Raw genomic sequence first — 25,435 nt, 5'->3', positions numbered from 1 at the left:
GTGGCGGGTAAGGGCGCGGAGGGGGAGGACGAAGGGGATTCGGCCGCGGAGGTACGCCATGTCGTCCGAGGGGTCCTCATGGGTGGCCGACACGGCCAGCCACTGGATGAGCGTGGTCTTGCCGGAGCCGGCCGCGCCGCGCAGAAGGACCCTGTCGTGGTGGGCGAGGATCCGGTCGGCGCGGCCGTCCGCCTGGTAGTTCCAGGAGGCGAGGAGGGCCTCCGCCCGGTCCGGCGCGGGTGCGGCGGTGCCGGTGTCCTCGTTCCGCGGGCCCGTCCGGGGCGGGACGGACCGGGTGTCCCCCGGCCGACGTGAGGCCCCCGGGCCCCCCGTCGCCTCCAGCGACAGGTACGCCACGTCCAGCGGCCACTTCTCCGGTGCGTCCCGCAGGTCGACCCCGTAGATGGTCAGTCGGCCGTGCTTCTTCGCCAGGTGGGCCAGGTAGCGCCGCTCGAACTCGGCGTCCCGGCCGTCCGCCCGGGGTACCCGGCGGATGACCTCGTCCATCTTGGCGATGAGCTCGCCCTGCCCCCGGGACTGCTCCACCAGGGTGCGGGCGACGAACGTGGACCGCTGGGTGAAGAACTCCAGGATGTGGAGGCAGGCCCACTCCGTCAGCGACTCCAGGTAGCGGGCCGAGTCGGTCGACAGGCCGTCCGGGGCCGGGGCGGTGGCGCGCAGGCGGCGGGCGAGGGCGGTGTGGCCGAGGCGGACGGCCTGGACGTCATCCATGTCGAGGTCGCCGAGGGCGAGGAGGGAGGCGGCGAGGGCGTCGGTGACGGCCTCGGTCTCGTCGGCGGGGAAGGAGCGCTCGCCGGGACCCTCCACGGACCGGCCGACCAGCGTGCCCGCCAGCTTCCGGACGTCCTTCTCCGTCAGGGTGCGCCTCTCTCCGCGGAAGGAGACCAGCGAGGAGAGCCTGATCTTCTCCGAACGAGGGGTGAGACCCGCCCCTGGACCGTCGCTGACCAGCAGTTTCTTCAGGAGCGGGCCGATCGCCGCCGAGGCGAGCCGGACGCCGATGAGTGCAGGTTCCATATGTGTCCCCCCGTGGGTCCCCGAAGCGGCCAGCGTAGTGCGGGACGGCCTTCCGGACGGCTCGGTCGCGTGACCCAGATCCCATCGGCGGCCCGCGCCTGGTGACAAGGCGCACAGGGGTTTCGAGGGGTACTAACCGGAATAGTGCTGACCTTTGGTGCTGATTCGGGACGTTCAGGTGAGAACGGTCAGGACTTTGGTCCCCGGGGGTCCCGAACCGGACGGCAGACGGCGTTCTGCTCGGTTCGGCTCTCCGTGACATGCGGATAAACCGGTTCTCTTGTGCCGTTATGTCCGATTTCGAAGGTGGCCCCCAGGGTCGTCAAGGGCCGAACTTCTCGGGAGATCGCTACGACCCGATGTCGTAGATGGGGTGTTTTGGGATGGCTCGGGGTCCGGGTTACCAAGGATGAGCAAGCCCGGCGCAGCGCACCGTTCGCGTCGGGTCCCGTACTTCCCGGAGGTTTCCCCCGTATGTCGAAGCGCATGAACCCCGCCGCCCGTGTCACCGTCGTCGCTCTTGCCGCCGCCGGCCTGGGAGCGACGATGGTGACCGGAGCTGGGTCCGCCTTCGCCGCCGAGGGCAAGGCCGCCGCCGCCCCGGTCGCGGTCACCGCGTCCGCCGCCGTCGCCAAGCAGGCCGACGTCCAGGCGCACGCCGCCGCCCAGGTGAAGGCCGCGGCCGCCAAGGCCGCCGCCGCGAAGACCGCCGCCGCGAAGAAGGCCGTGACCGTGAAGCCGGTCGCCGCCAAGAAGGCCGCGGCCTGGGTCAAGCCGGTCGCCGGCTACACGCTGAGCGCCAGCTACAACCAGGGCGGCGCCATGTGGGCCCACAAGCACTCCGGCCAGGACTTCGCCGTTCCGGTCGGCACCCCGGTCAAGGTCGCCGGCTCCGGCACCGTCGTGAAGGCCGGCCCGAACGGCGGCGGCGACGGCCCCGCGTACGGCAACGCGATCGTCGTCAAGCACGCCAACGGCACGTACTCGCAGTACGCCCACCTGTCGAAGATCAAGGTGCACATCGGCCAGAAGGTCCTCGTCGGCCAGCAGATCGCCCTCTCGGGCAACACCGGCAACTCCTCCGGCCCGCACCTGCACTTCGAGATCCGTACGACCCCGAACTACGGCTCCGCCGTGAACCCGGCCGCCTTCCTGCGGTCCCACGGCGTCTCCATCTGAGCCGTACGGACAGGCTGAGCCGTGCGGACAGGCTGAGCCGTGCGGACAGGCTGAGCCGTGCGGACGGGCTGAGCCGTACGGACAGGCCGGGCCGTAAGAACAGAAGAGCAGACCTCACGAGGCCCGGTGGGCCTGGTTGAGCAGATCGAGGGCGACCTCGAGGGTGGCCCGGTGCTTCTCCTCGGGGTCGCCCTCGATGTTCTGCATGAAGAACGTGCCCGCGTGCAGGGTGAAGATCGCGCTGACGCAGCGCACCTGGTCCACCATGGCGAAGTCCGGTTCCTGGATCAGTCCGGTCAGCGCGAGCATCCGCTCCTTGAAGGTCAGGCCGACGCTCAGCTCGCGGACCGTCGCCTGGTTCTCCTGCATGAAGCGGAAGAGCGGGGCCGCCGCGCGCAGCGCCACCTGGTAGCGGCGCATCACCTCCTGCCGGGTCTCCAGGGTCCGGGGCTGCTCCTCGGCCCAGGCGATCAGGTCGTCCATGGGCCGGGTCAGGTCCTCGAAGATCCCGACGAGGATGTCCTCCTTGGTCTTGAAGTGGTAGTAGAGCGCCGCCTTGGTGACGTCGAGGCGTTCCGCGATCTCGCGCAGGGAGGTCTTCTCGTAGCCCTGCTCCGCGAAGAGGTCGAGGGCGACGTCCTGGATGCGCTGGCGGGTGTTGCCTCGGGCCATGACTGCCCTCCACTTTCCAAAGAACTTACTTGACGACCGGCAAGTTACAGGTCTACCGTCCCCAGTGTAGTAACTAGCCGGGCGGCAAGTAAGGGAAGAAGATGACGACGCAAGCCACAGCGACACCGGCACAGGGGGAGACGGAACCGCAGCCACGCAGCGTCCGCGTCGTCCTGCTCGCCCTCATGATCGCGATGCTCCTCGCGATGCTGGACAACATGATCATCGGCACCGCGATGCCGACCATCGTCGGTGAGCTCGGCGGCCTGGAGCACCTCTCCTGGGTCGTCACCGCCTACACCCTGGCCACCGCCGCCTCGACCCCCCTCTGGGGCAAGTTCGGCGACATGTTCGGGCGCAAGGGCGTCTTCCTCACCTCGATCGTGATCTTCCTGATCGGCTCGGCGCTCAGCGGCATGGCCCAGGACATGGGCCAGCTGATCGGCTTCCGGGCCGTCCAGGGCCTCGGCGCCGGCGGCCTCATGGTCGGCGTCATGGCGATCATCGGCGACCTCATCCCGCCCCGCGAGCGCGGCAAGTACCAGGGCATGATGGCCGGCGTGATGGCCCTCGCCATGATCGGCGGACCGCTGGTCGGCGGCACCATCACCGACCACTGGGGCTGGCGCTGGTCCTTCTACATCAACCTGCCGCTCGGCGTCGTCGCCCTCGCCATGGTCACCACCGTCCTGCACCTGCCGAAGAAGCAGCGCGCCACGGGCACCCGGATCGACTTCCTCGGCGCCGGGCTGCTGACCCTCGGCATCACCGCGATCGTCCTGGTCACCACCTGGGGCGGCACGGAGTACGCCTGGGGCTCGGCGACCATCGTCGGCCTCGCCGTCGGCGGAGCCCTCGCGCTCGCCGCCTTCCTCTGGGTCGAGACCCGCGCGAGCGATCCGATCATGCCGCTGCACATCTTCCGCAGCCGCAACTTCACCCTGATGTCCCTGATCGGCTTCATCACCGGCTTCGTGATGTTCGGCGCGGTCCTCTACCTGCCGATCTTCCAGCAGTCCGTCCAGGGCGCCTCGGCCACCAACTCCGGCCTGCTGCTCCTGCCGATGCTGCTGTCGATGATGGTCGTCTCGCTGGTCGTCGGACGGGTCACCACCAGCACCGGCAAGTACAAGGTCTTCCCGATCGCGGGCGGCGCGCTCATGACGGTCGGCCTCTTCCTGCTCTCCACGATGGACACCGACACCTCGCGCCTGGTCTCCGGCGTGTACATGGCGGTCCTCGGCGCCGGCATGGGCTTCCTCATGCAGATCACCATGCTGGTCGCCCAGAACAGCGTCGAGATGAAGGACATGGGCGTCGCCTCGTCCTCCACCACCCTCTTCCGGACGCTCGGCTCCTCCTTCGGCGTCGCGATCATGGGCGCGCTCTTCACCCACCGCGTCCAGGACGCGATGTCGGCGAGCGGCGGGTCCGGCCTGACCGAGCGGACGGCCCAGCTCGACGCGGCCAGCCTGGCCAAGCTGCCGGAGGCGCTCCGCGAGGCCTACCAGCACGCGGTCGCGACGGGCACGCACGGCGCCTTCCTGGTCGCCGCCGCGGTCTCCGTCCTCGGCCTGGCCCTCGCCTTCTTCGTCAAGGAGGTGGCGCTCCGCGGCGCAGGCCCGGCCGCGGCCCCGAAGACGGCCGGGGACGACGACACGGCGAAGGTCGCCGAGAAGGTCTGACCCCTCGGCGAGCGAAGACACGCGCGTACGGAGGTGGGGCCGGTCCTGTGACAGGACCGGCCCCACCTCCGTACACCCACGCCCTGCCGCGCCCGACCGGGAGCCGGTGCGCTCAGTCGGCCGGCCGGAGGATCGGGAAACTGCCCGTGTTCGTCGGCGCGTGGTCCGGCAGCCACAGCACCGCGATCGCCCCGCCCACGCCGTTCGGCGAGCCCTCCGAGGCCACGTTCCGGAAGGTCAGCCGGGCGCCGAGGACCCGGGCCTGGCCGGACGCGATGGTCAGGCCCAGACCGTGGCCCTGTCCCGCGCGGTCGCTCGTCCCCGTGCGGAACCGGCTCGGCCCCTCCCGCAGCAGCGCCTCCGGGAAGCCCGGACCGTGGTCCCGGACCCGGACGACGCGGCCCTCGACGGTGACCTCCACCGGCGTCCTGCCGTGCTTGGCGGCGTTGGCGAGGAGATTGCCGAGGACCCGTTCCAGGCGCCGCGGGTCGGTGTTCACCCAGGAGTCGTGGACGACCCGGACCACCACCTCCGGGTCGAGGGCCCGCACCCGCCGCTCCACGAACTCGCCGAGCGCGATCTCCTGGAGCTCCGCCCGCTCCGACGCGCTGTCGAGCCGGGCGACCTCGAGGACGTCCTCGACCAGCGTCCGCATCGCCTGCGCCCGGTCCCGCACCAGCTCGGTCGGCCGCCCCGGCGGCAGCAGCTCGGCCGCCGTGAGCAGCCCGGTCACCGGGGTGCGCAGCTCGTGCGCGATGTCCGCGGTGACCCGGCGCTCGGCCTCGATCCGCTCGTTGAGGGCGTCGGTCAGGGCGTCGACCGCCCACGCCAGGTCGTCGGTCTCGTCCCGTACGACACCCCCGACGGCCTCCCGGACCCGCACCTCCGTGTTCCCCTGGGCGACCCGGCCGGCCGCCACGGCGGCCTTCCGCAGCCGCCGCGAGAGCTGACCGCCGATGAGCACGCCGAGGGCGCAGCCGCCGAAGACCACCGAGACCGAGCCGATGACCAGGGCACGGTCCAGATCGTTCATGATCGTCGCGCTGCGGTCGGCGAACGGGATGTGCAGCGACAGCACGTCGCCGTTGGCGAGCGGCACCGCGGCCCACACGTCGGGCGGCCCGCCGTGCCGGTGCTCCTGCACGAACGTGCCGCGCCGCTTGTCCCGCATCAGCTGGTCCAGCTGGCCGGGCAGCGCCGGATCGTTGATCTTCGTGCCGAAGCGGGGCTCCTTCGGCTTCGACGTCTCGTACAGCCGCTGGGCGAAGAGCAGCCGCTCCATCTGCACCTCGCGCGCGTTGTCGAGCATCGAGATGCGGGCGGCGTTGTGCACGACCACGCTCAGGGTGATCGCGATCAGCGCGCCGACGGCCGCGATCGCGACGGCGATCTTCCAGCGGACGCCGGTGCGGAGGGGGAACAGCTTCATCCGGTGCGGGCCCTAGCTCTTGAGCTTGTAGCCGAAGCCGCGGACCGTCTCGATCCTGTCCTGGCCGATCTTGGCGCGCAGCCGCTGGACGTGGACGTCCACGACCCGGGTGTCGCCGCCCCAGCCGTAGTCCCAGACCCGCTCCAGGAGCTTGTCCCGCGACAGTACGGTGCCCGGCGCCGACGAGAACTCCAGGAGCAGCCGCATCTCGGTCGGCGTCAGCGCGACCGGCGCCCCGCCCCGGCGGACCTCCATGCCGTCGGTGTCGACCTCCAGGTCACCGAAGGCGAGCAGCCCGCCGCCGTCCGCGCCCTCCTCCCCGTGCTCGCCGGGGCCGCCCGAGTGCCCGAAGCGGCGGAGGACGGCGCGGATCCTGGCCATGAGCACGGAGCCGTCGAAGGGCTTGGTCACGTAGTCGTCGGCGCCGGCCTCCAGACCGAGGACGACGTCGATCGAGTCGGCGCGCGCGGACAGCATGATCACCGGCACGGTCGACTCGTCGCGGATGCGGCGGCAGAGGCTGACGCCGTCCATGCCCGGCAGCATCACGTCGAGCAGGGCGATGTCCGGCCGCTGCGCGCGGAAGGCGTCCAGTCCGGAGAGCCCGTCGGGCATGGCCGTGACCCGGAAGCCGTCCCGCTCCAGGGCGAGCTGGGTGGCCTCGCGGATGACGTCGTCGTCCTCGACGAACAGGACATGGGTTTCGGCCATCGTGCGTGTCCTTCGGATCTCTGCGGGTGGGGGGTGCGGCTCAGTCGGCGGGGGCCGCGCTCGGCGCGGGGTCGGTCACCTCGCCGTCGCCCACGGCCCGGCTGTAGTCGTTGTGCACCCAGTCGTGCTGGGTGAACCTGTTCCCCGTCCAGCGGTACGTGATCACGTCCTCGCCCGAGGGGTACGCGACCGGGTCGCCCTTCGCGTACACCTGCTTGGTGACGACGAGGTCGCCCCGGTCGATCGTGGCGTAGACGGCGGCGTCCTCCGCCATGAACACGTTCTCGTAGGCGCCGCTCTGCCGCCGGTAGACGTACGTGCCGATGCCGACGGCGTCGCCGCAGGTCATCACGTTGACGACGACGTCGGGCGCGGTCGCGTTCGTGAGGTTCCCGTAGGAGGCGTCCACCGGATACGCGTCGGCGACACAGGGCTTGAGATCGGCCTTGAACCGCTCCCCGATCTTCGGGTCGGCCTTCAGCAGCTTGATCGGATCGACCCGGTCGGCGGGCCGCTGCTCGCCGTCGGCCGACGGCGACGGGGTGGGCGCGGCGGCGGCCAGGTCCTTGGTGGCGGCCGCTCCCTCGTCCCGGGAGCCGGTGCCGCCTGTGGAGCAGGCGGCCATGGACAGCCCGACGGCGACGAGCCCGGCCGCCGCCGTGATGCTCGCCGCCTTGGCGGTACGACGCCGGCGGCGCCGCCCGGTTCCGTACCGGTCGTCGCCGCCGGGGCCGCCACCGCTGTCGGTGCCGCCGTCGCCGTCGTGTCTTCTGCCGTCGGCTTCGCCGTCTAGGCCGCGCACCGCTCCCGCCCCCGTTCGTCGCCTCGTACGGTCGTCCGCTCTCCGGTCCGGCCCAGGGCGCGGGCGTCCAGATCACGGCTCTCCAGCTCCTGGCGGAGCCGGGCGAGCGCCCGGTGGAGTGTCGACTTCACGGTACCGGTCGACATGCCGAGCGCCGCCGCCGTCTCCTCGGTGCTCATCTGCTCCCAGTGCCGCAGGACGACGACGCTGCGCTGCTTGGGGGCGAGGACCTTCAGGATGTCCATGAGGAGGGCCCGGTCGGCGTGCTGCTCGGTCGGGTCCTCGACGGAGGCGTCGGGCAGCTGCTCGGTGGGGACCTCTTCGAGCTTGCGGGAGCGCCACCACTCGGTCCGGGTGTTGATCATGACCCGGCGGAGGTAGGCGTCGGCCAGGGACTTGTCGGCGATGCCGTCCCAGCGGCCGTACGTGCGGGCGAGGGCCGTCTGCAGGAGGTCCTGGGCGTCGACGGGGTCGGCGACGAGACGCCGTGCGCTGCGCAGCAGCGCGTCCTGCCGCGTGCGTACGTACTCCTCGAAGTCGAGCACCTCGCCATGCCTCATCCGAACCGCCTCCGAACCCCGTGACCTGCTTCGTTCCTCGTGTCGTCGATGACGCTACGGAGCGGTTGTCACGGGGTTGTGCGGGGCAGCCGTCGGTGGGCGCACGGCTACCCATCGGTTGTGTAACAGCGGGTCGGAGGCGGCGGGACCGCCCGGGCGCCCGCGGCGGCGGGCGGACACCCTCCGGCCCCGGCCGGCGGCGCGGCGCCGTGCGGGGCCCCCGGCTCAGGACACCGGGAGCCGGTAGAGCCCGTGGTCCAGCGGTTCGACCAGGCCGTCCGCGACCAGACCGTCCAGGGCCCGGGCTCGCTGCACCGGCTCGTCCCAGACCTCGTCCAGGACCGCCTGCGCCACCGGATCGGCCGACTCCCGCAGCACCGCGAGGAGCCGGCCCCGCACCTGCCGGTCCGTCCCGGCGTACGTCTGGCCGCGCCGCGGCGGGCCGTCGTGCGCGGGCTTCCCCGACAGCAGCCAGGCGCACCGCTCCGCGATCGGGCAGCGCCCGCAGTCCTCGTTCTTCGCCGTGCAGACGAGCGCGCCCAGCTCCATCGAGGCGGCGGCCCAGCGGGAGGCCGTGGCCTCGTCCGCCGGCAGCAGCGCGCGGGCCAGCCGCCGCTCCGCGGCCGTCGTCGCGTTCGGCGGGTACTGCACGCCGGTGGCCGCCCGCGCGAAGACCCGGCGCACGTTGGTGTCCAGGACGGCGTGCCGCTGCCCGTACGCGAAGGAGGCCACCGCGGCCGCCGTGTACTCGCCGATGCCGGGCAGCGCGAGCAGCTGTCCGTGATCGTTGGGTACGTCGCCGCCGTGCCGCTCCTTTATGGCCACGGCCGCCGCGTGCAGCCGCAGGGCCCGGCGCGGGTAGCCGAGCCGGCCCCAGGCGCGGACCGCCTCGCCGGGGGCGTCGGCGGCCAGGTCGGCCGGGCGCGGCCAGCGCGCGAGCCACTGCTCGTACACCGGGAGGACCCGGACGACGGGCGTCTGCTGGAGCATGAACTCGCTGACCATCACGCCCCAGGCGCCCGCCTCGGGACGGACCGGCAGGTGCGGGGCCGGCTCCTCGCGGTGCTGCGGGAGTCGGCCGATCCGGTGGCGCGCCAGACGTACGCCGGGACGGACCGGCAGGTGCGGGGCCGGCTCCTCGCGGTGCTGCGGGAGTCGGCCGATCCGGTGGCGCAGGCGGTCCTGGACGAGGTCTGGGACGAGCCGGTGCAGCGAGCCCGGGCCCTGGACGGTCTGGTCGCGGACGGCCTGGTCGAACCGCTGGACCACGGGCTCTACCGGCTCCCGGTGTCCTGAGCCGGGGGCCCCGGAGGCGGCGGCCGCCGCGGCCCCGGTGGCCCCGCTGTCGGCGAGGGCTCCGTCCGCGGCGGGGACGGCGGGCGTGAGGGGAGCGTCGATGGAAGTCATGGCACCTCCGATCCTGGCACGTCCCCGAGGTGATCAGTACGCGCCGTGACGGGCGCGCGGAGTGTCCTCGGCGCGCGCGGGGGCGTGAGCCGACGGCCCGCGCCCCGCGCACCACGCCACGGCCGAGCTCCGGCTCGACCGGGCCGTGTCCACCAGCGCCCCCACCGGCCGGACCGCCGCCCGCATGACGAGGAAGGCGATCAGACCGCCGAGGAGCAGACCGACGGTCACGTCGTGCGGGTAGTGCACCCCGACGAAGACCCGGGAGAACGCCATGAGCAGCGCCATCGGCACGGTCAGCCAGGCCATCCCGCGCCAGGAGAGCGCGAGGGCGATCGCCGCCGCTCCGGCGATGGCCGAGTGGTTGCTGGGGAAGGACCAGTCGCCGTACGGCGGGCAGGCGATGAGGGCGTCGGGCGCTCCGACGACGGCACGGCACGGGCGTTCCTCGTCGATCAGCGACTTCAGGGACTCGCTCACCACGTACCCGAACGCCGTGGCGAGCGGGGCGAGGAGCGCGAGGGCCATCGCCCGGCTCGAACCTTCGCGGGAGCGCCACCAGCCGGCCAGGAACAGCGCGCCGAACAACAGCAGTCCGGCCTCGGTCCAGACCTCGGCGAGCCACTGGAACCAGTGGGGGGTCGCGTGGGCGAAGTCGGCGACATCGAGATAGAGCCGGTCGGAGAGGTCGAGGAGGGTGTTCATGGTGCATGACGCTAACCGGAATCCGGAGCGCCCCGCCCCGGGCCAACGGCCACACCGACCCCCGACGAAAGTGGGGGTGCCGGTGATTCGGCCCGGTTGCCACCGTTTTCGGATGGCACCGGCGGCTCCCGGAGGGGTCCCGGGGGAAAAGTTCCCCGGACCGAAGGATGTGATCATCGGCAAAACTTGATGCCTGGAGCGGCGGGTGGGGCGGGAGTTGGGCCGGATCTCTCGTAAGGTTCGGGTCGTGGGATCTTTGCGCAATCCGGTCGGGCCGCTTCCCTCCACYATCTACTGGCGACGGAGGGCGGTGGCGGCGTGCCTGGTGGCGCTTCTCGCACTCCTCGCCGTGTGGGCCGTCACCTCCGGCGGCGGGGGCGGGAAGAAGCCGAACGACGGGGCCAACGGCGCCTCTCCCACCCCTCCCTCCATCACCCCGGGACCCTCCGGCACCGGTGACGCGATCACCCAACAGCCGGGCGGACGTGACGAGTCGGACGACTCCGGCGGCGCCGACGGAGGCAGCGGCGGCTCCGGCGGAGGCAGCGGCGGCTCCGACGGCTCCGGTACGGACCCGGGCTCGGGCGCCGACTCCGGTACGGGCGCGGCGGCCGGCGGCGACGGCGGCAAGAACGGCGACACCGACGGCGCGGGCGGCGACGGCGGCGCGGGCACCGGCGCGGGACAGCAGGTCCCGGCCGGCTCCCCGCTTCCGAACTGCCCGCCCAACGCACTCCAGTTGACGCTCCGCAGCGTCAAGGTCAGCTACGAGGCGGGGGAGCGGCCCCGCTTCCAGCTCATCGCCAGGAACACCTCGAAGGACGCCTGCAAGGCCGACTTCGGGCCCCGCGCGGCGGTGCTGACGATCAGCGACAAGCAGGACGACGAGATCTGGTCCTCCGCGGACTGCCCGCGCCCCGGTGACCCGGTCCTGCTGCACGTCCCCGCGGGCGCCACCGTCACCCACACCGTGGAGTGGGACCGCGGGCGCAGCGCACCGCGGTGCGCCACCGCCCCGGCGGGCCAGGCCGCGCCCGGGACCTACCTCGTGGAGGCGACGATGCCGGGCGCGAAGGTCCTGCCGGCCTCGTTCACCCTCGCCAAGGACTGAGCGGGGCCCGGCCGGCACCGCGCCCGCGGGGCCCGGCCGGGCCGTAGCGGCCGCGCGCAGCCGTACCGCCCGGCTCAGCCGGCCGTGGCGCCGGACTAGGCCGCACCTACCGACTCAGACGTGCCTACGACCTCGGCCGTACCGCCTGGCTCAGCCGTACAGCCCGTCTCATCCGGTCCGCCTGACTCAGACGTACCGTTCCAGGATCGAGGACTCCGCCAGTCGGGACAGCCCCTCGCGCACGCTGCGGGCGCGGGCCTCGCCGACGCCGTCCACGGTCTGGAGGTCGTCCACACTGGCCGCGAGCAGCTTCTGCAGCCCGCCGAAGTGCTCCACGAGCCGCTCGATGATCGCGCCCGGCAGCCGCGGCACCTTGGCCAGGAGCCGGTAGCCGCGCGGCGAGACGGCCGAGTCGAGGGTCTCGGGCGAACCGCTGTAGCCCAGCGCCCGCGCCACGACCGGCAGTTCGAGCAGCTCGGTGTGGGTCAGCGCGTCCAGCTCGGTCAGCGCCTCCGTGACCGTCCGCGAGCGCTTCGCCGTCGGCTCCGGCACGTAGTCCCGGACGACCAGCTCGCGCTCCGGCTCCACGCCCGCGATCAGCTCGTCCAGCTGGAGCGAGAGCAGCCGCCCGTCGGTGCCGAGCTCGACCACGTACTCGGCGATCTCGGTGGCGATCCGGCGGACCATCTCCAGCCGCTGGGCGACCGCGGTGACGTCCCGGACGGTGACCAGGTCCTCGATCTCCAGCGCGGAGAGCGTGCCGGCCACCTCGTCGAGCCGGAGCTTGTACCGCTCCAGGGTCGCCAGCGCCTGGTTGGCGCGGGACAGGATCGCCGCCGACTCCTCCAGGACCCGGCGCTCCCCGTCCACGTACAGCGCGATCAGCCGCATCGACTGGGAGACGGAGACGACCGGGAAGTTGCACTGCTTGGAGACCCGGTCCGCCGTGCGGTGCCGGGTGCCGGTCTCGTCGGTGGGGATGGAGGCGTCCGGAACCAGCTGCACGCCCGCGCGGTGGATCTTGGTGATGTCCTTGTCGAGGACGATCGCCCCGTCGAGTTTGCACAGCTCACGCAGACGCGTGGCGGCGAACTCGACGTCCAGCACGAAGCCGCCGGTGCACATCGAGTCGACCGTCTTGTCCAGGCCGAGCACGATGAGACCACCGGTGTTGCCCCGGAGGATCCGCTCCAGGCCGTCCCGCAGCGCGGTGCCGGGCGCGACGGCGCTCAGGGCGGCGCGCATCAGCGCTTCGTTGCCGGAGCCCGCGCCGGACTTACCGGGAGCTCCTGCCCCGTCCTTGGCTGCCACTGCACTCCTCCGGCTCGTACGGATGGGCGAGACCAGGGCAAAGTCTAGCGACACCACCCCGCCGCCCTCCGCCCCCGATGGATCACGGTGGTCCGAAAGGGGTCCCCGCCCCGGCGCGGCCCTAACCCTCCGCGTCTTTGCGAAGCGTACGGAGCGAACCGTCGGCCCGGTGTGAACGGCCGCTCCCGCCCCTTCCGGCGCGCACCGCGCGCCCTCCTCCCACCGCGCCGCGCGGCCCTCCGCTACTCCGCCTTCTCGGGCGTCTTCGCGCGCCGGCCGCGCGGCAGCACCCGCAGGGCGTCGCCCATGTCCGCGACCTCCGTCACCTTCATGCCGACCGGCACCTTGCCCGGATCCGACGGGACCAGCGCGTGCGTGAAGCCCAGCCGGTGCGCCTCGGCCAGCCTGCGCTGGACGCCGGTCACCCGCCGCACCTCACCGGCGAGGCCGACCTCGCCGATCGCCACCAGGTTCTTCGGCAGCGGGGTGTCGCTCGCCGCCGAGGCGAGCGCGAGCGCGATCGCCAGGTCGGCGGCGGGCTCGGTGAGCCGCACACCGCCCACGGTCGCGCTGTAGATGTCCCGCTTGCCCAGCGCGCTGATCCGGCCGCGCTGCTCCAGGACCGCCAGCATCATCGAGACCCGGGAGGTCTCCAGACCGGAGACGGTCCGCCGCGGGGAGGGGATCTGGCTGTCCACGGTCAGCGACTGGACCTCGGCGACCAGCGGTCGGCGGCCCTCCAGGGTCACCGTCAGACAGGTGCCCGGCACGGCCACGTCACGCCGGGTCAGGAACAGCCCCGACGGGTCGGCGAGACCCGTGATCCCCTCGTCGTGCAGCTCGAAGCAGCCCACCTCGTCGGTCGCCCCGTACCGGTTCTTCACACCCCGGACCAGCCGCAGGCGCGCGTGCCGGTCGCCCTCGAAGCTGAGGACGACGTCGACCAGGTGCTCCAGGAGCCGGGGACCCGCGATCGCCCCGTCCTTGGTGACGTGCCCGACGAGCAGCGTGGACATGCCCCGCTCCTTGGAGGCCCGGATGAGCGCCCCCGCGACCTCGCGGACCTGGGCCATGCCGCCGGGCGCGCCGTCGATCTCGGGGGAGGCGACCGTCTGCACCGAGTCCATGATCAGCAGCGAGGGCTTCACGGCGTCGAGATGGCCGAGGACGGCCGACAGGTCGGTCTCGGCGGCGAGGTACAGATGGTCGCTGAGCGCGTTGATCCGGTCGGCGCGCAGCCGCACCTGGCTCGCGGACTCCTCGCCCGTGACGTACAGCGTGCGGTGCTCGTCGCTCGCCGCCTTGGCCGCCACGTCCAGCAGCAGCGTGGACTTGCCCACGCCCGGCTCGCCCGCGAGCAGCACGACGGCGCCGGGCACCAGGCCCCCGCCGAGGACCCGGTCCAGCTCGTCGACCCCGGTCGAGCGGGCGGTCGCCTGCCGGCCGTCGACCTGGCCGATGGGCAGGGCTGCGGTGGAGACCCGGCCCGCCGCGGTCGTCCGGACGGCGGGCGCGCCGTACTCCTCGACCGTCCCCCAGGCCTGGCACTCGGGACAGCGGCCGAGCCACTTGGCCGTCTGCCAGCCGCACTCGGTGCAGCGGTAGGACGGCCGTTCCTTGGTCGATTTCGTACGGGCAGCCATGGCGCCCACCGTAGCGGCCGCCACCGACAACGGACGCCGCGTCTCCCCAGCGGACCGGAACCTCGGATTCCTGTCCCCTTTCGAGCGATAGCTTCACCCGTAAGAATGAGAAGAACGCGACCGGTACGAAAAGCGCCCCCCGCGCTGCCTACGGTCGACCGGTGACGAGCAGCAGGCTGGACTCCCCCGCACGCACCACCGGCGCACCCCGGGGGGCGCACCGCGCCACGGACCAGGCACCGCGCACGCTCGGCCGGAGGCCCCCCGCCCGCTACGAGGCCGCCCTCGACGGCCTCTTCACGTACTGCCTCTCCGTGCTGTGCGACCACGACACCGCCACCGCCGTCCTCGGCGACGTCCTCGCCGTCGCCGAGCGCCACCACGGCCGCTGCCCCTCCGACGAGGACGGCCGCACGGCCTGGCTGTACGCCCTCGCCCGCTGGGCGTGCCTGCGCAGCCTCGGCGAGCAGCGCCGCCGCCGCCAGGGCGCCCACACCGGGCGGCCCGCCGTCACCGCCCCCGAGCCGCCCCGGGTCCCCGAGGAGACCGCCGAGCGGCGCCGCGCCGAACTGGCCCGGCTCGCCTGGCCCGAGGCCGCCGGCACCACACCCGAGCAGCGCGAGGCCCTGGAACTCGCCGTACGGCACGGCCTCAGCCACCGCCAGGTCGCCGCCGTCCTCTCCCTCGACCCGCTCGCCGCCCGCGAACTCCTCGCCACCGCCGGCTGCGAGGTCGAGCGCACCCGCGCCGCCCTCGCCGTCGTCGAGACCGGCAGCTGCCCCACCGTCGCCCGGCTCACCGGCGACCAGCAGGTGCTGCTCTCGGCCGCCCTCCGCGCGGAGCTCGTCCGGCACGTCGACGACTGCCCCCGCTGCCGCAAGGCCGCCGAGCGGGTCGGCGCCGTCGGGCCCTGGCCCGGCGCCGGATCACTGCCGCAGGCCCGGCTGCCGCTCGTCGAGGCGCCCCGGGCGGCCGCGTACCTGGCGATGCTGCACGTCCCGCGCGCGCGTGCCGGCGCCCCGCGCTTCTCGCCGACCGGCTTCCCGATGGACCCGAAGGACCACGTGGCCCGCCGCGACCGGCTGCGGGCCCGCGCGGTGACGACCACCGTGGTCGCGGCCGTCGTCGCCGCGCCCGTCCTCGCCCTCTGGACCTCCTACCGGGGCGCCCCCGTCGCCGACCCGAGCGCCTCCGACGGCTCCCGGGTCAGCGCCAGCGAGGCCGACGAACCGACCGGCCCGGACGGGCGCCCCTACGACCGCTACGAGAACGCGGGCAACGCCCGCACCACCCCCGAACCCCGCTTCACCCGGGGCAGCCGCGCCCCCGACGTCTCCGTCGAGGTCCTCAGCCCCGGCGGCCCCGGCGTCTCCGCCGGCCCCTCGACCCCCGGCGACCCCGCCGCGGGCTGGGTCACCGTGACCGCCCGCGGCCTCGGCGACCTGACCCTGCTCACCCTCACCGCCGCCGGCGGATCCCCCGTCGACTGGTCCCTGTGGACGGACGCGCCCTGGCTGTACGTGAGCCGCGCCTCCGGCACCCTCCGCCCGGGCGAGCGGATCACCGTCACCGTCCGCGTCGACCACGGACGCCAGCCTCCCGGCGCGTGGAGCGCCCGGGTCGGGGTGAACCCCTCCGGCGCCGTCGTCAGGATCGACGGGCAGGGCGAGACCCCGCCGCCTCCGGTCTCCGTCGACCCCGGGACGCCCCCGCCGACGACGACCGAACCCACCACGCCGCCGACCAGCCCGCCGACGACGGAGCCGACGACCCCGCCGCCGACGACCGAGGAACCGCCCACCACCGAGCCGACCGAACCGCCGACGACACCGCCCACCACCGAGCCGACGACCCCGCCGCCGACGACCGAGGAGCCCCCGCCGACCACGACGGACCCCGGCCCGCCGGAGCCGACGACACCGCCGGCGGAGGGGGAGCCGCCGCCGTCCTCCCCGTGAGACGCGGCACCCGCCGGAAGGGGCCCGGCGGCCGAACCCCGGGGCGTCAGCGCCGCGGGTCCGCCGGGTGCGGGGCCACCAGCGGCAGCTGCGAGGCGAGGCGCGCCTCGCACAGCCCGGCCAGCACCTCGTACGCCTCCGCGCCCATCATCTCGGTGAGCTCCGGCCGGTACGTCACGTAGACCGGCTCGCCCGCCCCGTGCGCCGACGTCGCCGACGTGCACCACCAGTGCAGGTCGTGGCCGCCGGGACCCCAGCCCCGCCGGTCGTACTCGCCGATCGACACCTGGAGCACCTTCGTGTCGTCCGGCCGCTCGATCCACTCGTACGTGCGCCGCACCGGCAGCTGCCAGCAGACGTCCGGCTTCGTCTCCAGCGGCTCCCGGCCCTCCTTCAGGGCCAGGATGTGCAGCGAGCAGCCCGCGCCGCCCGCGAACCCCGGGCGGTTCTGGAAGATGCAGGAGCCCTCCCAGCGCCGGGTCTGCCGGTCGCCGTCCTCGTCCAGCTGGGTCCAGCCCGAGTCCGTACCGACGTCGTGGAACTGCCACAGCTCCGGCGTGAGACGGGCCACGTGCGTCGCCACCCGCTTCTCGTCGTCCTCGTCCGAGAAGTGCGCGCCCAGCGTGCAGCAGCCGTCGTCGGCCCGGCCCGCCTGGATCCCCTGGCAGCCGCTGCCGAAGATGCACGACCAGCGCGAGGTCAGCCAGGTCAGGTCGCAGCGGAAGATCTGCTCCTCGTCGGCCGGGTCGGGGAACTCGACCCACGCGCGCGCGAAGTCGAGACCCTTCTCGTCCGGCTCCACGCTCTTGCCCCGCTTCTTGGCGCTCTTGACCGCACTGTCTTTGCCCGGTTTCGCCTTGTTCGTCTTTGGCACAGGTCCAAGCGTATGACGGTCGGCGCAGTAGCGTTCCGCCCATGAGACTCGGAGTCCTCGACGTCGGTTCGAACACGGTGCACTTCCTGGTGGTGGACGCCCACCCCGGCGCCCGCCCGCTGCCCGCGCACTCGCACAAGGCGGAGCTGCGCCTCGCCGAACTCCTCGACGAGAAGGGAGCGATCGCGCCCTTCGGCGTCGAGCGGCTCATCGCGACCGTCCGGGACGCGCTGCTCGCCGCCGAGGACAAGGGCTGCGAGGAGGTGCTCCCGTTCGCCACCTCCGCGGTCCGCGAGGCCACCAACGCGGACGCCGTCCTCGCGCGCGTGAAGGACGAGACGGGCGTCGACCTCCAGGTCCTCACCGGCGAGGAGGAGGCCCGGCTCACCTTCCTCGCGGCCCGCCGCTGGTTCGGCTGGTCCGCGGGCAAGCTGCTCCTCCTCGACATCGGCGGCGGCTCCCTCGAAGTCGCGTACGGCACCGACGAGGACCCCCACACGGCGGTCTCCCTGCCGCTCGGCGCGGGCCGGCTGACCGCCGGCTGGCTCCCCGGCGACCCCGCCGACGCCGCCGACGTGAAGGCCCTCCGCCGCCACGTGCGCGCGCAGATCGCCCGCACGGTCGGGGACTTCAGCCGCTCCGGCCGCCCCGACCACGTCGTGGCCACCTCCAAGACCTTCAAGCAGCTGGCGAGGATCGCCGGCGCCCCCGGCACGGGGGAGGGCCTGTACGCCCAGCGGATCCTGACCCGCGTCTCCCTGGAGGAATGGGTCCCGCGGCTGGCCGGCATGACCGTCGCCGAACGCGCCGCGCTGCCCGGCGTCTCGGAGGGCCGGGCGGCACAGCTCCTCGCGGGCGCGCTGGTCGCGGAGGGCGCGATGGACCTCCTCGGCGTGGAGGAACTGGAGATCTGCCCCTGGGCACTGCGCGAGGGAGTCATCCTCCGCCGCCTGGACCACCTGCCGACGCCGTAGCGGCGGGGGCACCCGGCGGGCCTGGCCGGATCCCGCGCCCGGAAGTCCCGCCGCACCGGCCGTTCCCGCCGCCCCGGCCGGACCCCGCGCCTGCAAGTCCCGCCGCACCGGCCGTCCTCGCCGCCGGACCGCCCGCGTACGCGCCCCCCGCAGGCCCGCGTACGCGCGCGCCGCGCCCCGGCGTGACCGGAACCGCCCTTGCCCCCGGCGGGCCCGGCGTGACCGGAACCACCCCCCTGCCGCCCGGCGGGCCCCGTACCCTGTCCCCGTGGCAGAACCAGTGGTGCGCATCCCGGATGCGAAGGTCGCCCTGTCGACGGCCTCGGTCTATCCGGAGTCGACGGCGACGGCCTTCGAGATCGCCGCGCGCCTCGGCTACGACGGCGTCGAGGTCATGGTGTGGACCGATCCGGTCAGCCAGGACGTCGAGGCACTGCGCCGGCTCTCCGACCACCACCAGGTCCCGGTCCTGGCCGTGCACGCCCCCTGTCTCCTCATCACCCAGCGCGTCTGGTCCACCGACCCGTGGGTCAAGCTCCAGCGCGCCCGGGCCGCCGCCGAGCGCCTCGGCGCCTCGACGGTCGTCGTGCATCCGCCGTTCCGCTGGCAGCGCCAGTACGCCAAGGACTTCGTCACCGGAATCTGGCGGATGGCGGACGAGACCGACGTCCGGTTCGCCGTCGAGAACATGTACCCGTGGCGGTACAAGGACCGCGAGATGCTCGCGTACGCCCCCGAGTGGGACGTCACCAAGGACGACTACCGGCACTTCACCGTCGACCTCTCGCACACCGCGACCGCCCGCACCGACGCCCTCGCGATGATCGACCGCATGGGCGACCGTCTCGGCCACGTCCACCTCGCCGACGGCAGGGGCTCCGCCAAGGACGAGCACCTGGTCCCCGGCCGCGGCACGCAGCCCTGCGCCGAACTCCTGGAGCGCCTCGCCCGCACCGGCTTCGACGGACACGTCGTCATCGAGGTCAACACCCGCCGCGCGATGTCCGCCGCCGAACGCGAGGCCGACCTCGCCGAGGCCCTCGCCTTCACCCGTCTCCACCTCGCCTCCGCGGTCACCCGCCCGTCTCGGGTGCCGCCCCGGTGACCGAGCCGGCCCCCCGCAGGCGCGGCCGCCCGTCCCGTACGGAGGAGGACAGCGGACCCGGCGCGCGGGAGCGCATCCTGGAGGCGGCCCGCGCCCAGTTCGCCGAGCGCGGCTACGACAAGACGTCCGTACGCGGCATCGCCAAGGCGGCCGGTGTCGACGCGGCCCTCGTCCACCACTACTTCGGCACGAAGGACGAGGTCTTCGCCGCCGCGATCGAGGTCTCCTTCGAGCCCGCCACGGTCGTCCCCGCCATCGTCGGCGGCCCCCGCGAGACCATCGGCGAACGGCTCGCCCGCTTCTTCATCGGCGTCTGGGAGAACCCGGTCAGCCGCGCCCCGCTCCTCGCGATCGTCCGCTCCGCCCTCACCCACGAGGCCGCGGCCAAGGTGCTCAGGACCTTCGTGCTGCGCCGCCTCCTGGAACGGATCGCGGACGAGCTCGACGTACCGGACCCCCGGTTCCGCGCGGAGCTGGCCGCCTCCCACATGATCGGGATCGCGATCCTGCGGTACGTCATCCAGGTCGAGCCGTTGGCCTCGGTGGACCCGGAGGAGATCGTGGCCATGGTGGCCCCGACCCTCCAGCGCTACCTCACCGAGGCCTGAGCCCCACCGGCCGGCGGATGACCGAAAGCTGAACAGCCCGTCCGCCATGCGGACGCGTTGTCCAGATCTTGGTCCGTCGGCGTACGCTCGAAAGCAAGCACCCCCATCACTGAGGAGCGAGCGACGATGCCCGAGCTGAGGTCCCGCACAGTCACCCACGGCCGCAACATGGCGGGCGCACGCGCCCTTATGCGCGCCTCCGGTGTACCCGGCGCGGACATCGGCCGGAAGCCGATCATCGCGGTCGCCAACTCCTTCACGGAGTTCGTCCCGGGCCACACCCACCTGCAGCCCGTCGGCCGGATCGTCTCCGAGGCCATCACGGCCGCCGGCGCCATCCCCCGCGAGTTCAACACGATCGCCGTCGACGACGGCATCGCCATGGGCCACGGCGGCATGCTGTACTCGCTGCCCTCCCGCGACCTGATCGCGGACAGCGTGGAGTACATGGTCGAGGCGCACTGCGCCGACGCCCTGATCTGCATCTCCAACTGCGACAAGATCACCCCCGGCATGCTGATGGCCGCCCTGCGCCTCAACATCCCGACGGTCTTCGTCTCCGGCGGCCCGATGGAGTCCGGCCGCGCGACCCTGGTCGACGGCACGGTCCGCACGCTCGACCTGGTCGACGCGATCTCCGACGCGGTGAACCCGAAGATCTCGGACGAGGACATCGCCCGCATCGAGGAGAACGCCTGCCCGACCTGCGGCTCCTGTTCCGGCATGTTCACCGCCAACTCGATGAACTGCCTGACCGAGGCCATCGGCCTCTCCCTGCCGGGCAACGGCTCCCTGCTCGCCACCCACACCGGCCGCAGGGCGCTGTACGAGAACGCGGCCCGCACGGTCGTCGACATCACCCGCCGCTACTACGACGAGGACGACGACTCCGTCCTGCCGCGCTCGATCGCGACCCGCGCGGCCTTCGAGAACGCCATGGCGCTCGACATCGCCATGGGCGGCTCGACCAACACGATCCTGCACCTGCTCGCCGCCGCCCAGGAGGCCGAGCTCGACTACGGCCTGACCGACATGGACGAGGTCTCGCGCCGGGTCCCGTGTCTGGCCAAGGTCGCGCCGAACGTCGCCAAGGACCGTACCTACTACATGGAGGACGTCCACCGGGCGGGCGGCATCCCGGCCATCCTCGGCGAGCTGTACCGCGCCGGCCTCCTGAACGAGGACGTCCACTCCGTCCACGCGCGCTCCATCAAGGAGTGGCTGGGCGCCTGGGACGTCCGCGGCGGCTCCCCGACCGAGGAGTCCGTCGAGATGTGGCACGCGGCCCCCGGCTGCGTCCGCTCGGCGACCGCGTTCTCCCAGTCCGAGCGCTGGGAGGCCCTCGACGTGGACGCGGCCGGCGGCTGCATCCGCGACGCGGCCCACGCGTACTCCAAGGACGGCGGCCTCGCCGTCCTGCACGGCAACCTCGCCGCCGACGGCTGCGTCGTGAAGACGGCCGGCGTCGACGAGTCGATCTGGACGTTCGAAGGCCCCGCCGTGGTCTGCGAGTCGCAGGACGAGGCCGTCGAGAAGATCCTGAACAAGCAGGTCACGGACGGCGACGTGGTCGTCATCCGCTACGAGGGCCCGCGCGGCGGCCCCGGCATGCAGGAGATGCTCTACCCGACCTCCTTCCTCAAGGGCCGGGGCCTGGGCAAGACCTGCGCGCTGGTCACCGACGGACGCTTCTCGGGCGGCACCTCGGGCCTCTCCATCGGCCACGCCTCGCCCGAGGCCGCCTCGGGCGGCACGATCGCCCTCGTCGAGGACGGCGACCGGATCCGCATCGACATCCCGAACCGCACCATCGAGCTCCTCGTCGACGAGTCCACCCTCGCCGCCCGCCGCGAGGCGCTGAACGGCGTCTACGCGCCGAAGAACCGGCAGCGCAAGGTGACGGCGGCCCTGCGCGCCTACGCGGCCATGGCGACCAGCGCCGACAAGGGCGCGGTCCGGGACGTCTCCAAGCTGGGCTGAGCCCGGAAGCAGCCGACGGGACGGCGGGGAGCGGGCGGAGAGGCCCGCTCCCCGCCGTCCGCGCGCTCGGGGTTCACCAGGCGGCGGGGTCGCGGGCGTCCACGGCGAAGACCGACCCGTCCGGAGCCGTTCCGAACACCCGGTCGCCGACGACCACCGGAGGCGGCACCAGCGGCGCGTACGCGAGCCGGCCGTCGAGCAGCCGCGGCCGGGTCTGGCCGATCAGCGCCCCGCGTACGGTGTCGACGGCGAGCAGCCGGCCGTCCTGCACGGAGAAGTAGAGCCGGTCGCCCGGGCCCAGGACCGGCGTCGACACGTTCCCCGCACCCGTCTCCAGCTCCCACAGCACCCGGCCCCCGGGCGCCGCCGTGTCGAAGGCCGTCAGATGCCCGTCGGCGTCGAGGAGGTGGACGACCGCTCCGCGCACGGCGGCGCCCCGGACGTCGATCCGGTGCGGCAGGGGCAGCGCGCGCAACTCGCCGCTGCCGGGGGCGAGCACGACCAGCCGGTCGAAGAGCGAGCCCTGGTAGCGGGCGGCGAGGAGCAGCGCCCCGTCACCGGTGCTGCCCAGCGGATCGAGGTCCCCCGCCAGGTTCCGCCGCCAGGCCTGCTCGCCGGTCCCGGGCCGGATCGCGGCCACGCGCGTGTGTGTCCCGTCGGCCGAGGTCTCGGAGACGGTGAGGAGACCGGAGGAGGCGTCGTACGGTCCCGTGCGCGGGACGCCGAAGCCGGCCAGGCCGTGCCGCCAGAGCTCCTTCCCGTCACGGCTCCCGACGGCCCGCACCCCGCCCCGCCCGTCGGTCAGGACGACGCCCGGGCCGGCCGGTGTGGACAGCTCGGGCGCCCCGGCCCGTCCGGCGGTCCAGCCGGGCGCGCCGTCGGCGGCGGCGTAGGACCGCAGCCGGTCCGCCGGGGCGGCCGCGCCGACCAGGCCGTCGCCGAGGAGGAAGGGCGCGACCGGGGACTCCGCCTCGACGGGCCCGGTGCGCGACCAGGCCGCCTTCCCGGTGACGGGGTCGAGCCGGGTGAGCGCGACGCCCCGGGCCGTGCAGTACAGCGCGCCGCCGCCGTGCACGCACGCGGGCGCGGCGGTCGGCCCGTGCGTCTGGAGGACGGTGTGCCAGCCCGCGAACGCGGTGGCCACCTCGTCGGGCCGGGCGGGCGGTTCGGAACCGGCGTCCGCCGCGGGGCTCATGGCCACCCAGAGACCCGCCCCGGTGAGGGCGAGCGCGGCGGCGACGGCGAGCGTGACGCGGGGCCGGAGGCGCACCCGGCCGAGCCGCGGGCGCCGGCGGGGCGGGACCGGCGCGGTGGCGCGTACGGGGGTGTCGGCGTCCCACGCGGGCGCGTGGCCGGGCTCTTCGCGACCGAAACCGCCGAGACCGTGCCCGCCGAGACCGTGCCCACCGAGACCGGGCCCGCCGACACCCGGCCCGCCGAGGCCCGGGCCGGGCTCCTCGCCGTACGGCAGCGCGGGCCGGCGCCGCTGCGCCGGTATGAAGGCCTCCGCCGCGTACGAGGGCGGCAGCAGCGCCGACATGATCTGGGCCGGACTCGGGCGGTCGGCGGGGTCCTTGGCGAGGCAGCGCGCGACGAGCGGTGCCAGCTCCGCCGGGACGCCCGTCAGATCGGGCTCGTCGTGCACGACCTGGTACGCCACGATGTACGGGCTGTCGGAGTCGAAGGGGCCGTGGCCGGTGGCCGCGTGCACCAGGACCGAGCCGAGCGCGAAGACGTCCGCCGCGGGCCCGACCTCGCGCGGCCGCTGGAACTGCTCCGGCGCCATGAACGGCGGCGAGCCGATGAGCTTGCCCGTCTCGGTGCGCAGATCGCTGTCCACGGGCCGCGAGATGCCGAAGTCGATGACCTTGGGGCCGGTGTCGGTGAGCAGCACGTTGCTCGGCTTCAGATCGCGGTGGACCACCCCGGCGCGGTGGATGTCGCGCAGGGCCTCGGCGAGCCCGGCGGTGAGCCGGCGCAGCTCGGCCGGGGCCAGCGGACCGTTCCGCTTCACCTGGTCGGCCAGGGTGGGCCCGGGAACGTACAGGGTGGCCATCCAGGGGCGCACGGCATCGGGATCGGCGTCGACGACGGGCGCGGTGAACGCCCCGCTGACCCGGCGGGCGGCCGCGACCTCCTGGCGGAAACGCGCCCTGAACTCGGGGTCCTCCGCGTACCGTGCGTGCACGACCTTGACCGCGAGCCGCAGCCCCGAGGCGGAGGCGGCCAGGTGCACGACCCCCATGCCGCCGGCGCCCAGACATGCCTGGAGGCGGTAGCCGCCCGCGTACTCGGGCTGCTCCGCATTCCGGTCGGCACCGGTGTCGCGCAGCGGCGGCATCGCCCACCCCCGTGTGGTTCCCCGTCACTCGCGCGCACCCGCGCGAACCCGACGGAGCCTAGTCCATGGCCCTCCTGATGTCGGAGGGGCTTGCTAGCCTGCGCGTCGCGGAGAGTGAAGCTCAGCAGAGCACTTTCGCGCCAAGGGGGAGGACACCATGAGCATGGACGAGAACAACCGGACCGACGCGCTGGACAAGACCGCCGGAACCGCCGGGACGACCGGCCCCGCCGGGACCCTGACGACCACGACCACGGCGGCGGTCACGGCCGCGGCCACCCGCTACCCGGTCGCACCCGGCCACCGGGTCAACGTGCGCTCCGGCCCGAGCACCCAGTACCCGATCGTCCGGACGCTGCCGCTCAACGCCACGGTGTCGATCTCCTGCCAGAAGTACGGCGAGTGGATCAGCGGCCCGTACGGCACCACGAAGATCTGGGACAGCATCGCGCCGGGCGAGTACGTCTCCGACGCGTACGTCCGCACGGGCAGCGACGGGTTCGTCGCACCGCGCTGCGCCTGAGGCCCCTCGCCGTCGCCCCGGGGATAATCGACAGCGTGAGCGACGACGAGCAGACCCCCAGCACCACCGGCGCACCGGCCGGCGGCCCGAAGGGCGGCACCCCGGCCGGGCCCCGGCCCGAGGAGATCCGTTTCTTCGGCACCACCTGGGTCGACCACAGCGGCGGCTACCCGCTGCGCCGCGCCGGCCTGGCCGCCGGCTCGCTGGCCGCCGCCGTCGCGGCCTGCCTCGTGCTGCGCTTCGCGTACCAGGGCCTCCAGATCGCGGACGTCGGCGGCATCGTGAACATGCTGGTCGTCCTGATGTTCGCGGTCTGCAGCGCCATCGCGTTCCGCAAGACCTGGGAGGGCTTCACCCGCAGGCCCACCGACCCGGCCCGCGAGGAGTCCCTCCGCAGCCTGAAGGCGATCGGCTTCATCGGCTCGCTCCTCGCCTACGGCGTCCGCTGCCTCGTCGAGGCCCCGGGGGAGCGGCTGCGGCGCGCCGAGTACGACACGGCCCGCGCCCAGTACGAGAAGCGCCGAAACTCCCGTACGGGCAACCCGGCCGCCCGTAAGAAGCCCAAGCGCAGCTAGAACGCCTTGCCGTCCCAGCGCCCCCGCGACGTCCACCGTCGCGGGGGCTTCGTCGTTCCCGCACACCCCGCCCGTCCGGTACGCCCGCCCGGGCCGGACCGGGGCGCGCCGGACGCTTGACGGCCGAGGGCGCCGGGAGCACTATTCATCACATGATGAATTACTCGCCGGGCGAGGCCGCCGACCAGGCCGACGCCAAGCCCACGACGTCCCCCACCCGACCCGGAGCACTACCCACAGACCC

The 25,435-nt window shown here is 73.6% G+C and carries 22 protein-coding genes and 1 pseudogene; 11 read left to right on the top strand and 12 right to left on the bottom strand.

The features are described 5' to 3' along the window. Positions 1 to 1,038, bottom strand: a 1,038-nt coding sequence (locus tag EAO70_RS01585) for an NACHT domain-containing protein (RefSeq protein ID WP_148001264.1), incomplete at its 3' end; no start/stop codon positions are given. Between the two features lie 474 nt (positions 1,039 to 1,512). Here EAO70_RS01585 and EAO70_RS01580 point away from each other — a divergent pair. After that, on the top strand, positions 1,513 to 2,217 hold the full coding sequence (locus tag EAO70_RS01580) for a M23 family metallopeptidase (RefSeq protein ID WP_148001237.1): 705 nt from the start codon (positions 1,513 to 1,515) through the stop codon (positions 2,215 to 2,217). A gap of 114 nt (positions 2,218 to 2,331) precedes the next feature. Here the strand turns inward: EAO70_RS01580 and EAO70_RS01575 are convergent, their stop codons facing one another. Further along, positions 2,332 to 2,889: a TetR/AcrR family transcriptional regulator gene (locus EAO70_RS01575; protein WP_148001236.1), complete on the bottom strand. Its 558-nt coding sequence runs from the start codon at positions 2,887 to 2,889 to the stop codon at positions 2,332 to 2,334. A 101-nt stretch (positions 2,890 to 2,990) separates the two neighbouring features. Between EAO70_RS01575 and EAO70_RS01570 the strand changes: the two genes are divergently transcribed. After that, the gene (locus EAO70_RS01570) at positions 2,991 to 4,574 is read left to right on the top strand and encodes an MDR family MFS transporter (RefSeq protein WP_148001235.1); all 1,584 of its coding nucleotides are present in this window, start codon (positions 2,991 to 2,993) and stop codon (positions 4,572 to 4,574) included. A gap of 112 nt (positions 4,575 to 4,686) precedes the next feature. On the opposite strand, the gene cseC is transcribed toward EAO70_RS01570, so the two are convergent. The 5 genes from cseC to EAO70_RS01545 all read right to left on the bottom strand — a co-directional run bounded on the left by cseC (position 4,687) and on the right by EAO70_RS01545 (position 9,159). Beyond that, positions 4,687 to 6,003 carry a two-component system sensor histidine kinase CseC gene (gene cseC, locus EAO70_RS01565; RefSeq protein ID WP_148001234.1) on the bottom strand — a complete coding sequence of 439 codons (1,317 nt, stop codon included), beginning with the start codon at positions 6,001 to 6,003 and terminating at the stop codon, positions 4,687 to 4,689. Positions 6,004 to 6,015: 12 nt separating this feature from the next. Beyond that, positions 6,016 to 6,714 carry a two-component system response regulator CseB gene (cseB, locus tag EAO70_RS01560; protein WP_148001233.1) on the bottom strand — a complete coding sequence of 233 codons (699 nt, stop codon included), beginning with the start codon at positions 6,712 to 6,714 and terminating at the stop codon, positions 6,016 to 6,018. A 40-nt stretch (positions 6,715 to 6,754) separates the two neighbouring features. After that, the gene (locus EAO70_RS01555) at positions 6,755 to 7,516 is read right to left on the bottom strand and encodes a hypothetical protein (RefSeq protein ID WP_187283675.1); all 762 of its coding nucleotides are present in this window, start codon (positions 7,514 to 7,516) and stop codon (positions 6,755 to 6,757) included. Next, positions 7,504 to 8,076: a SigE family RNA polymerase sigma factor gene (locus tag EAO70_RS01550; protein WP_148001232.1), complete on the bottom strand. Its 573-nt coding sequence runs from the start codon at positions 8,074 to 8,076 to the stop codon at positions 7,504 to 7,506. Before EAO70_RS01550 ends, EAO70_RS01555 begins: the two co-directional genes overlap by 13 nt. Positions 8,077 to 8,301: 225 nt before the next feature. Then, a complete protein-coding gene (locus EAO70_RS01545; protein WP_410090942.1) occupies positions 8,302 to 9,159 on the bottom strand; it encodes an A/G-specific adenine glycosylase in 858 nt (285 codons plus the stop codon). Between the two features lie 6 nt (positions 9,160 to 9,165). Here EAO70_RS01545 and EAO70_RS40185 point away from each other — a divergent pair. Further along, a pseudogene (locus tag EAO70_RS40185) lies at positions 9,166 to 9,372 on the top strand (A/G-specific adenine glycosylase); the annotation flags it as partial. A gap of 144 nt (positions 9,373 to 9,516) precedes the next feature. On the opposite strand, the gene EAO70_RS01535 reads toward EAO70_RS40185, so the two are convergent. After that, positions 9,517 to 10,188, bottom strand: a complete 672-nt coding sequence (locus EAO70_RS01535; RefSeq protein ID WP_148001231.1) for a phosphatase PAP2 family protein — start codon at positions 10,186 to 10,188, stop codon at positions 9,517 to 9,519. A 247-nt stretch (positions 10,189 to 10,435) separates the two neighbouring features. Here EAO70_RS01535 and EAO70_RS01530 point away from each other — a divergent pair, with 247 nt between their 5' ends. Further along, positions 10,436 to 11,299, top strand: a complete 864-nt coding sequence (locus tag EAO70_RS01530; protein ID WP_148001230.1) for a hypothetical protein — start codon at positions 10,436 to 10,438, stop codon at positions 11,297 to 11,299. A 186-nt stretch (positions 11,300 to 11,485) separates the two neighbouring features. Here EAO70_RS01530 and disA read toward each other — a convergent pair whose 3' ends face one another. Together disA and radA are read right to left on the bottom strand one after the other, a co-directional pair. After that, positions 11,486 to 12,610 carry a DNA integrity scanning diadenylate cyclase DisA gene (disA, locus tag EAO70_RS01525; RefSeq protein ID WP_148001229.1) on the bottom strand — a complete coding sequence of 375 codons (1,125 nt, stop codon included), beginning with the start codon at positions 12,608 to 12,610 and terminating at the stop codon, positions 11,486 to 11,488. Positions 12,611 to 12,852: 242 nt separating this feature from the next. Continuing rightward, positions 12,853 to 14,253 (bottom strand): DNA repair protein RadA, encoded by a 1,401-nt coding sequence (radA, locus tag EAO70_RS01520; protein ID WP_148001228.1) that lies wholly within the window; start codon positions 14,251 to 14,253, stop codon positions 12,853 to 12,855. 161 nt (positions 14,254 to 14,414) lie between these two features. Here radA and EAO70_RS01515 point away from each other — a divergent pair, with 161 nt between their 5' ends. Beyond that, a complete protein-coding gene (locus EAO70_RS01515; RefSeq protein WP_148001227.1) occupies positions 14,415 to 16,211 on the top strand; it encodes a BACON domain-containing protein in 1,797 nt (598 codons plus the stop codon). A gap of 46 nt (positions 16,212 to 16,257) precedes the next feature. Here the strand turns inward: EAO70_RS01515 and EAO70_RS01510 are convergent, their stop codons facing one another. Next, positions 16,258 to 17,085, bottom strand: coding sequence for a hypothetical protein (locus EAO70_RS01510; protein WP_402118503.1), 828 nt, complete (start codon positions 17,083 to 17,085; stop codon positions 16,258 to 16,260). A gap of 41 nt (positions 17,086 to 17,126) precedes the next feature. On the opposite strand from EAO70_RS01510, the gene EAO70_RS01505 reads away from it, so the two are divergent. The 4 genes from EAO70_RS01505 (at position 17,127) to ilvD (ending at position 21,752) form a co-directional block, all read left to right on the top strand. Further along, positions 17,127 to 18,059, top strand: a complete 933-nt coding sequence (locus EAO70_RS01505) for a Ppx/GppA phosphatase family protein (protein WP_148001226.1) — start codon at positions 17,127 to 17,129, stop codon at positions 18,057 to 18,059. A gap of 268 nt (positions 18,060 to 18,327) precedes the next feature. Next, positions 18,328 to 19,164 (top strand): sugar phosphate isomerase/epimerase family protein, encoded by an 837-nt coding sequence (locus EAO70_RS01500; RefSeq protein WP_148001225.1) that lies wholly within the window; start codon positions 18,328 to 18,330, stop codon positions 19,162 to 19,164. Next, positions 19,161 to 19,772 (top strand): TetR family transcriptional regulator, encoded by a 612-nt coding sequence (locus EAO70_RS01495; protein ID WP_148001224.1) that lies wholly within the window; start codon positions 19,161 to 19,163, stop codon positions 19,770 to 19,772. Before EAO70_RS01500 ends, EAO70_RS01495 begins: the two co-directional genes overlap by 4 nt. Positions 19,773 to 19,898: 126 nt before the next feature. Then, positions 19,899 to 21,752 carry a dihydroxy-acid dehydratase gene (gene ilvD / locus EAO70_RS01490; RefSeq protein ID WP_148001223.1) on the top strand — a complete coding sequence of 618 codons (1,854 nt, stop codon included), beginning with the start codon at positions 19,899 to 19,901 and terminating at the stop codon, positions 21,750 to 21,752. Between the two features lie 73 nt (positions 21,753 to 21,825). On the opposite strand, the gene EAO70_RS01485 is transcribed toward ilvD, so the two are convergent. Then, entirely contained in the window at positions 21,826 to 24,093 is a 2,268-nt protein-coding gene (locus EAO70_RS01485) for a protein kinase domain-containing protein (protein WP_148001222.1), read from the bottom strand. 157 nt (positions 24,094 to 24,250) lie between these two features. Between EAO70_RS01485 and EAO70_RS01480 the strand changes: the two genes are divergently transcribed. Both EAO70_RS01480 and EAO70_RS01475 read left to right on the top strand, forming a co-directional pair. Next, positions 24,251 to 24,616, top strand: a complete 366-nt coding sequence (locus EAO70_RS01480; protein ID WP_261992585.1) for an SH3 domain-containing protein — start codon at positions 24,251 to 24,253, stop codon at positions 24,614 to 24,616. Between the two features lie 35 nt (positions 24,617 to 24,651). Continuing rightward, positions 24,652 to 25,191, top strand: coding sequence for a hypothetical protein (locus tag EAO70_RS01475; protein ID WP_148001221.1), 540 nt, complete (start codon positions 24,652 to 24,654; stop codon positions 25,189 to 25,191). Positions 25,192 to 25,435 lie beyond the last annotated feature (244 nt).

It is taken from the genome of Streptomyces sp. adm13(2018) (assembly GCF_008042145.1).
Lineage (GTDB): Bacteria > Actinomycetota > Actinomycetes > Streptomycetales > Streptomycetaceae > Streptomyces.
Note: the sequence above shows the minus strand (reverse complement) of the source record. Positions and strands in the feature narration are given on the sequence as shown.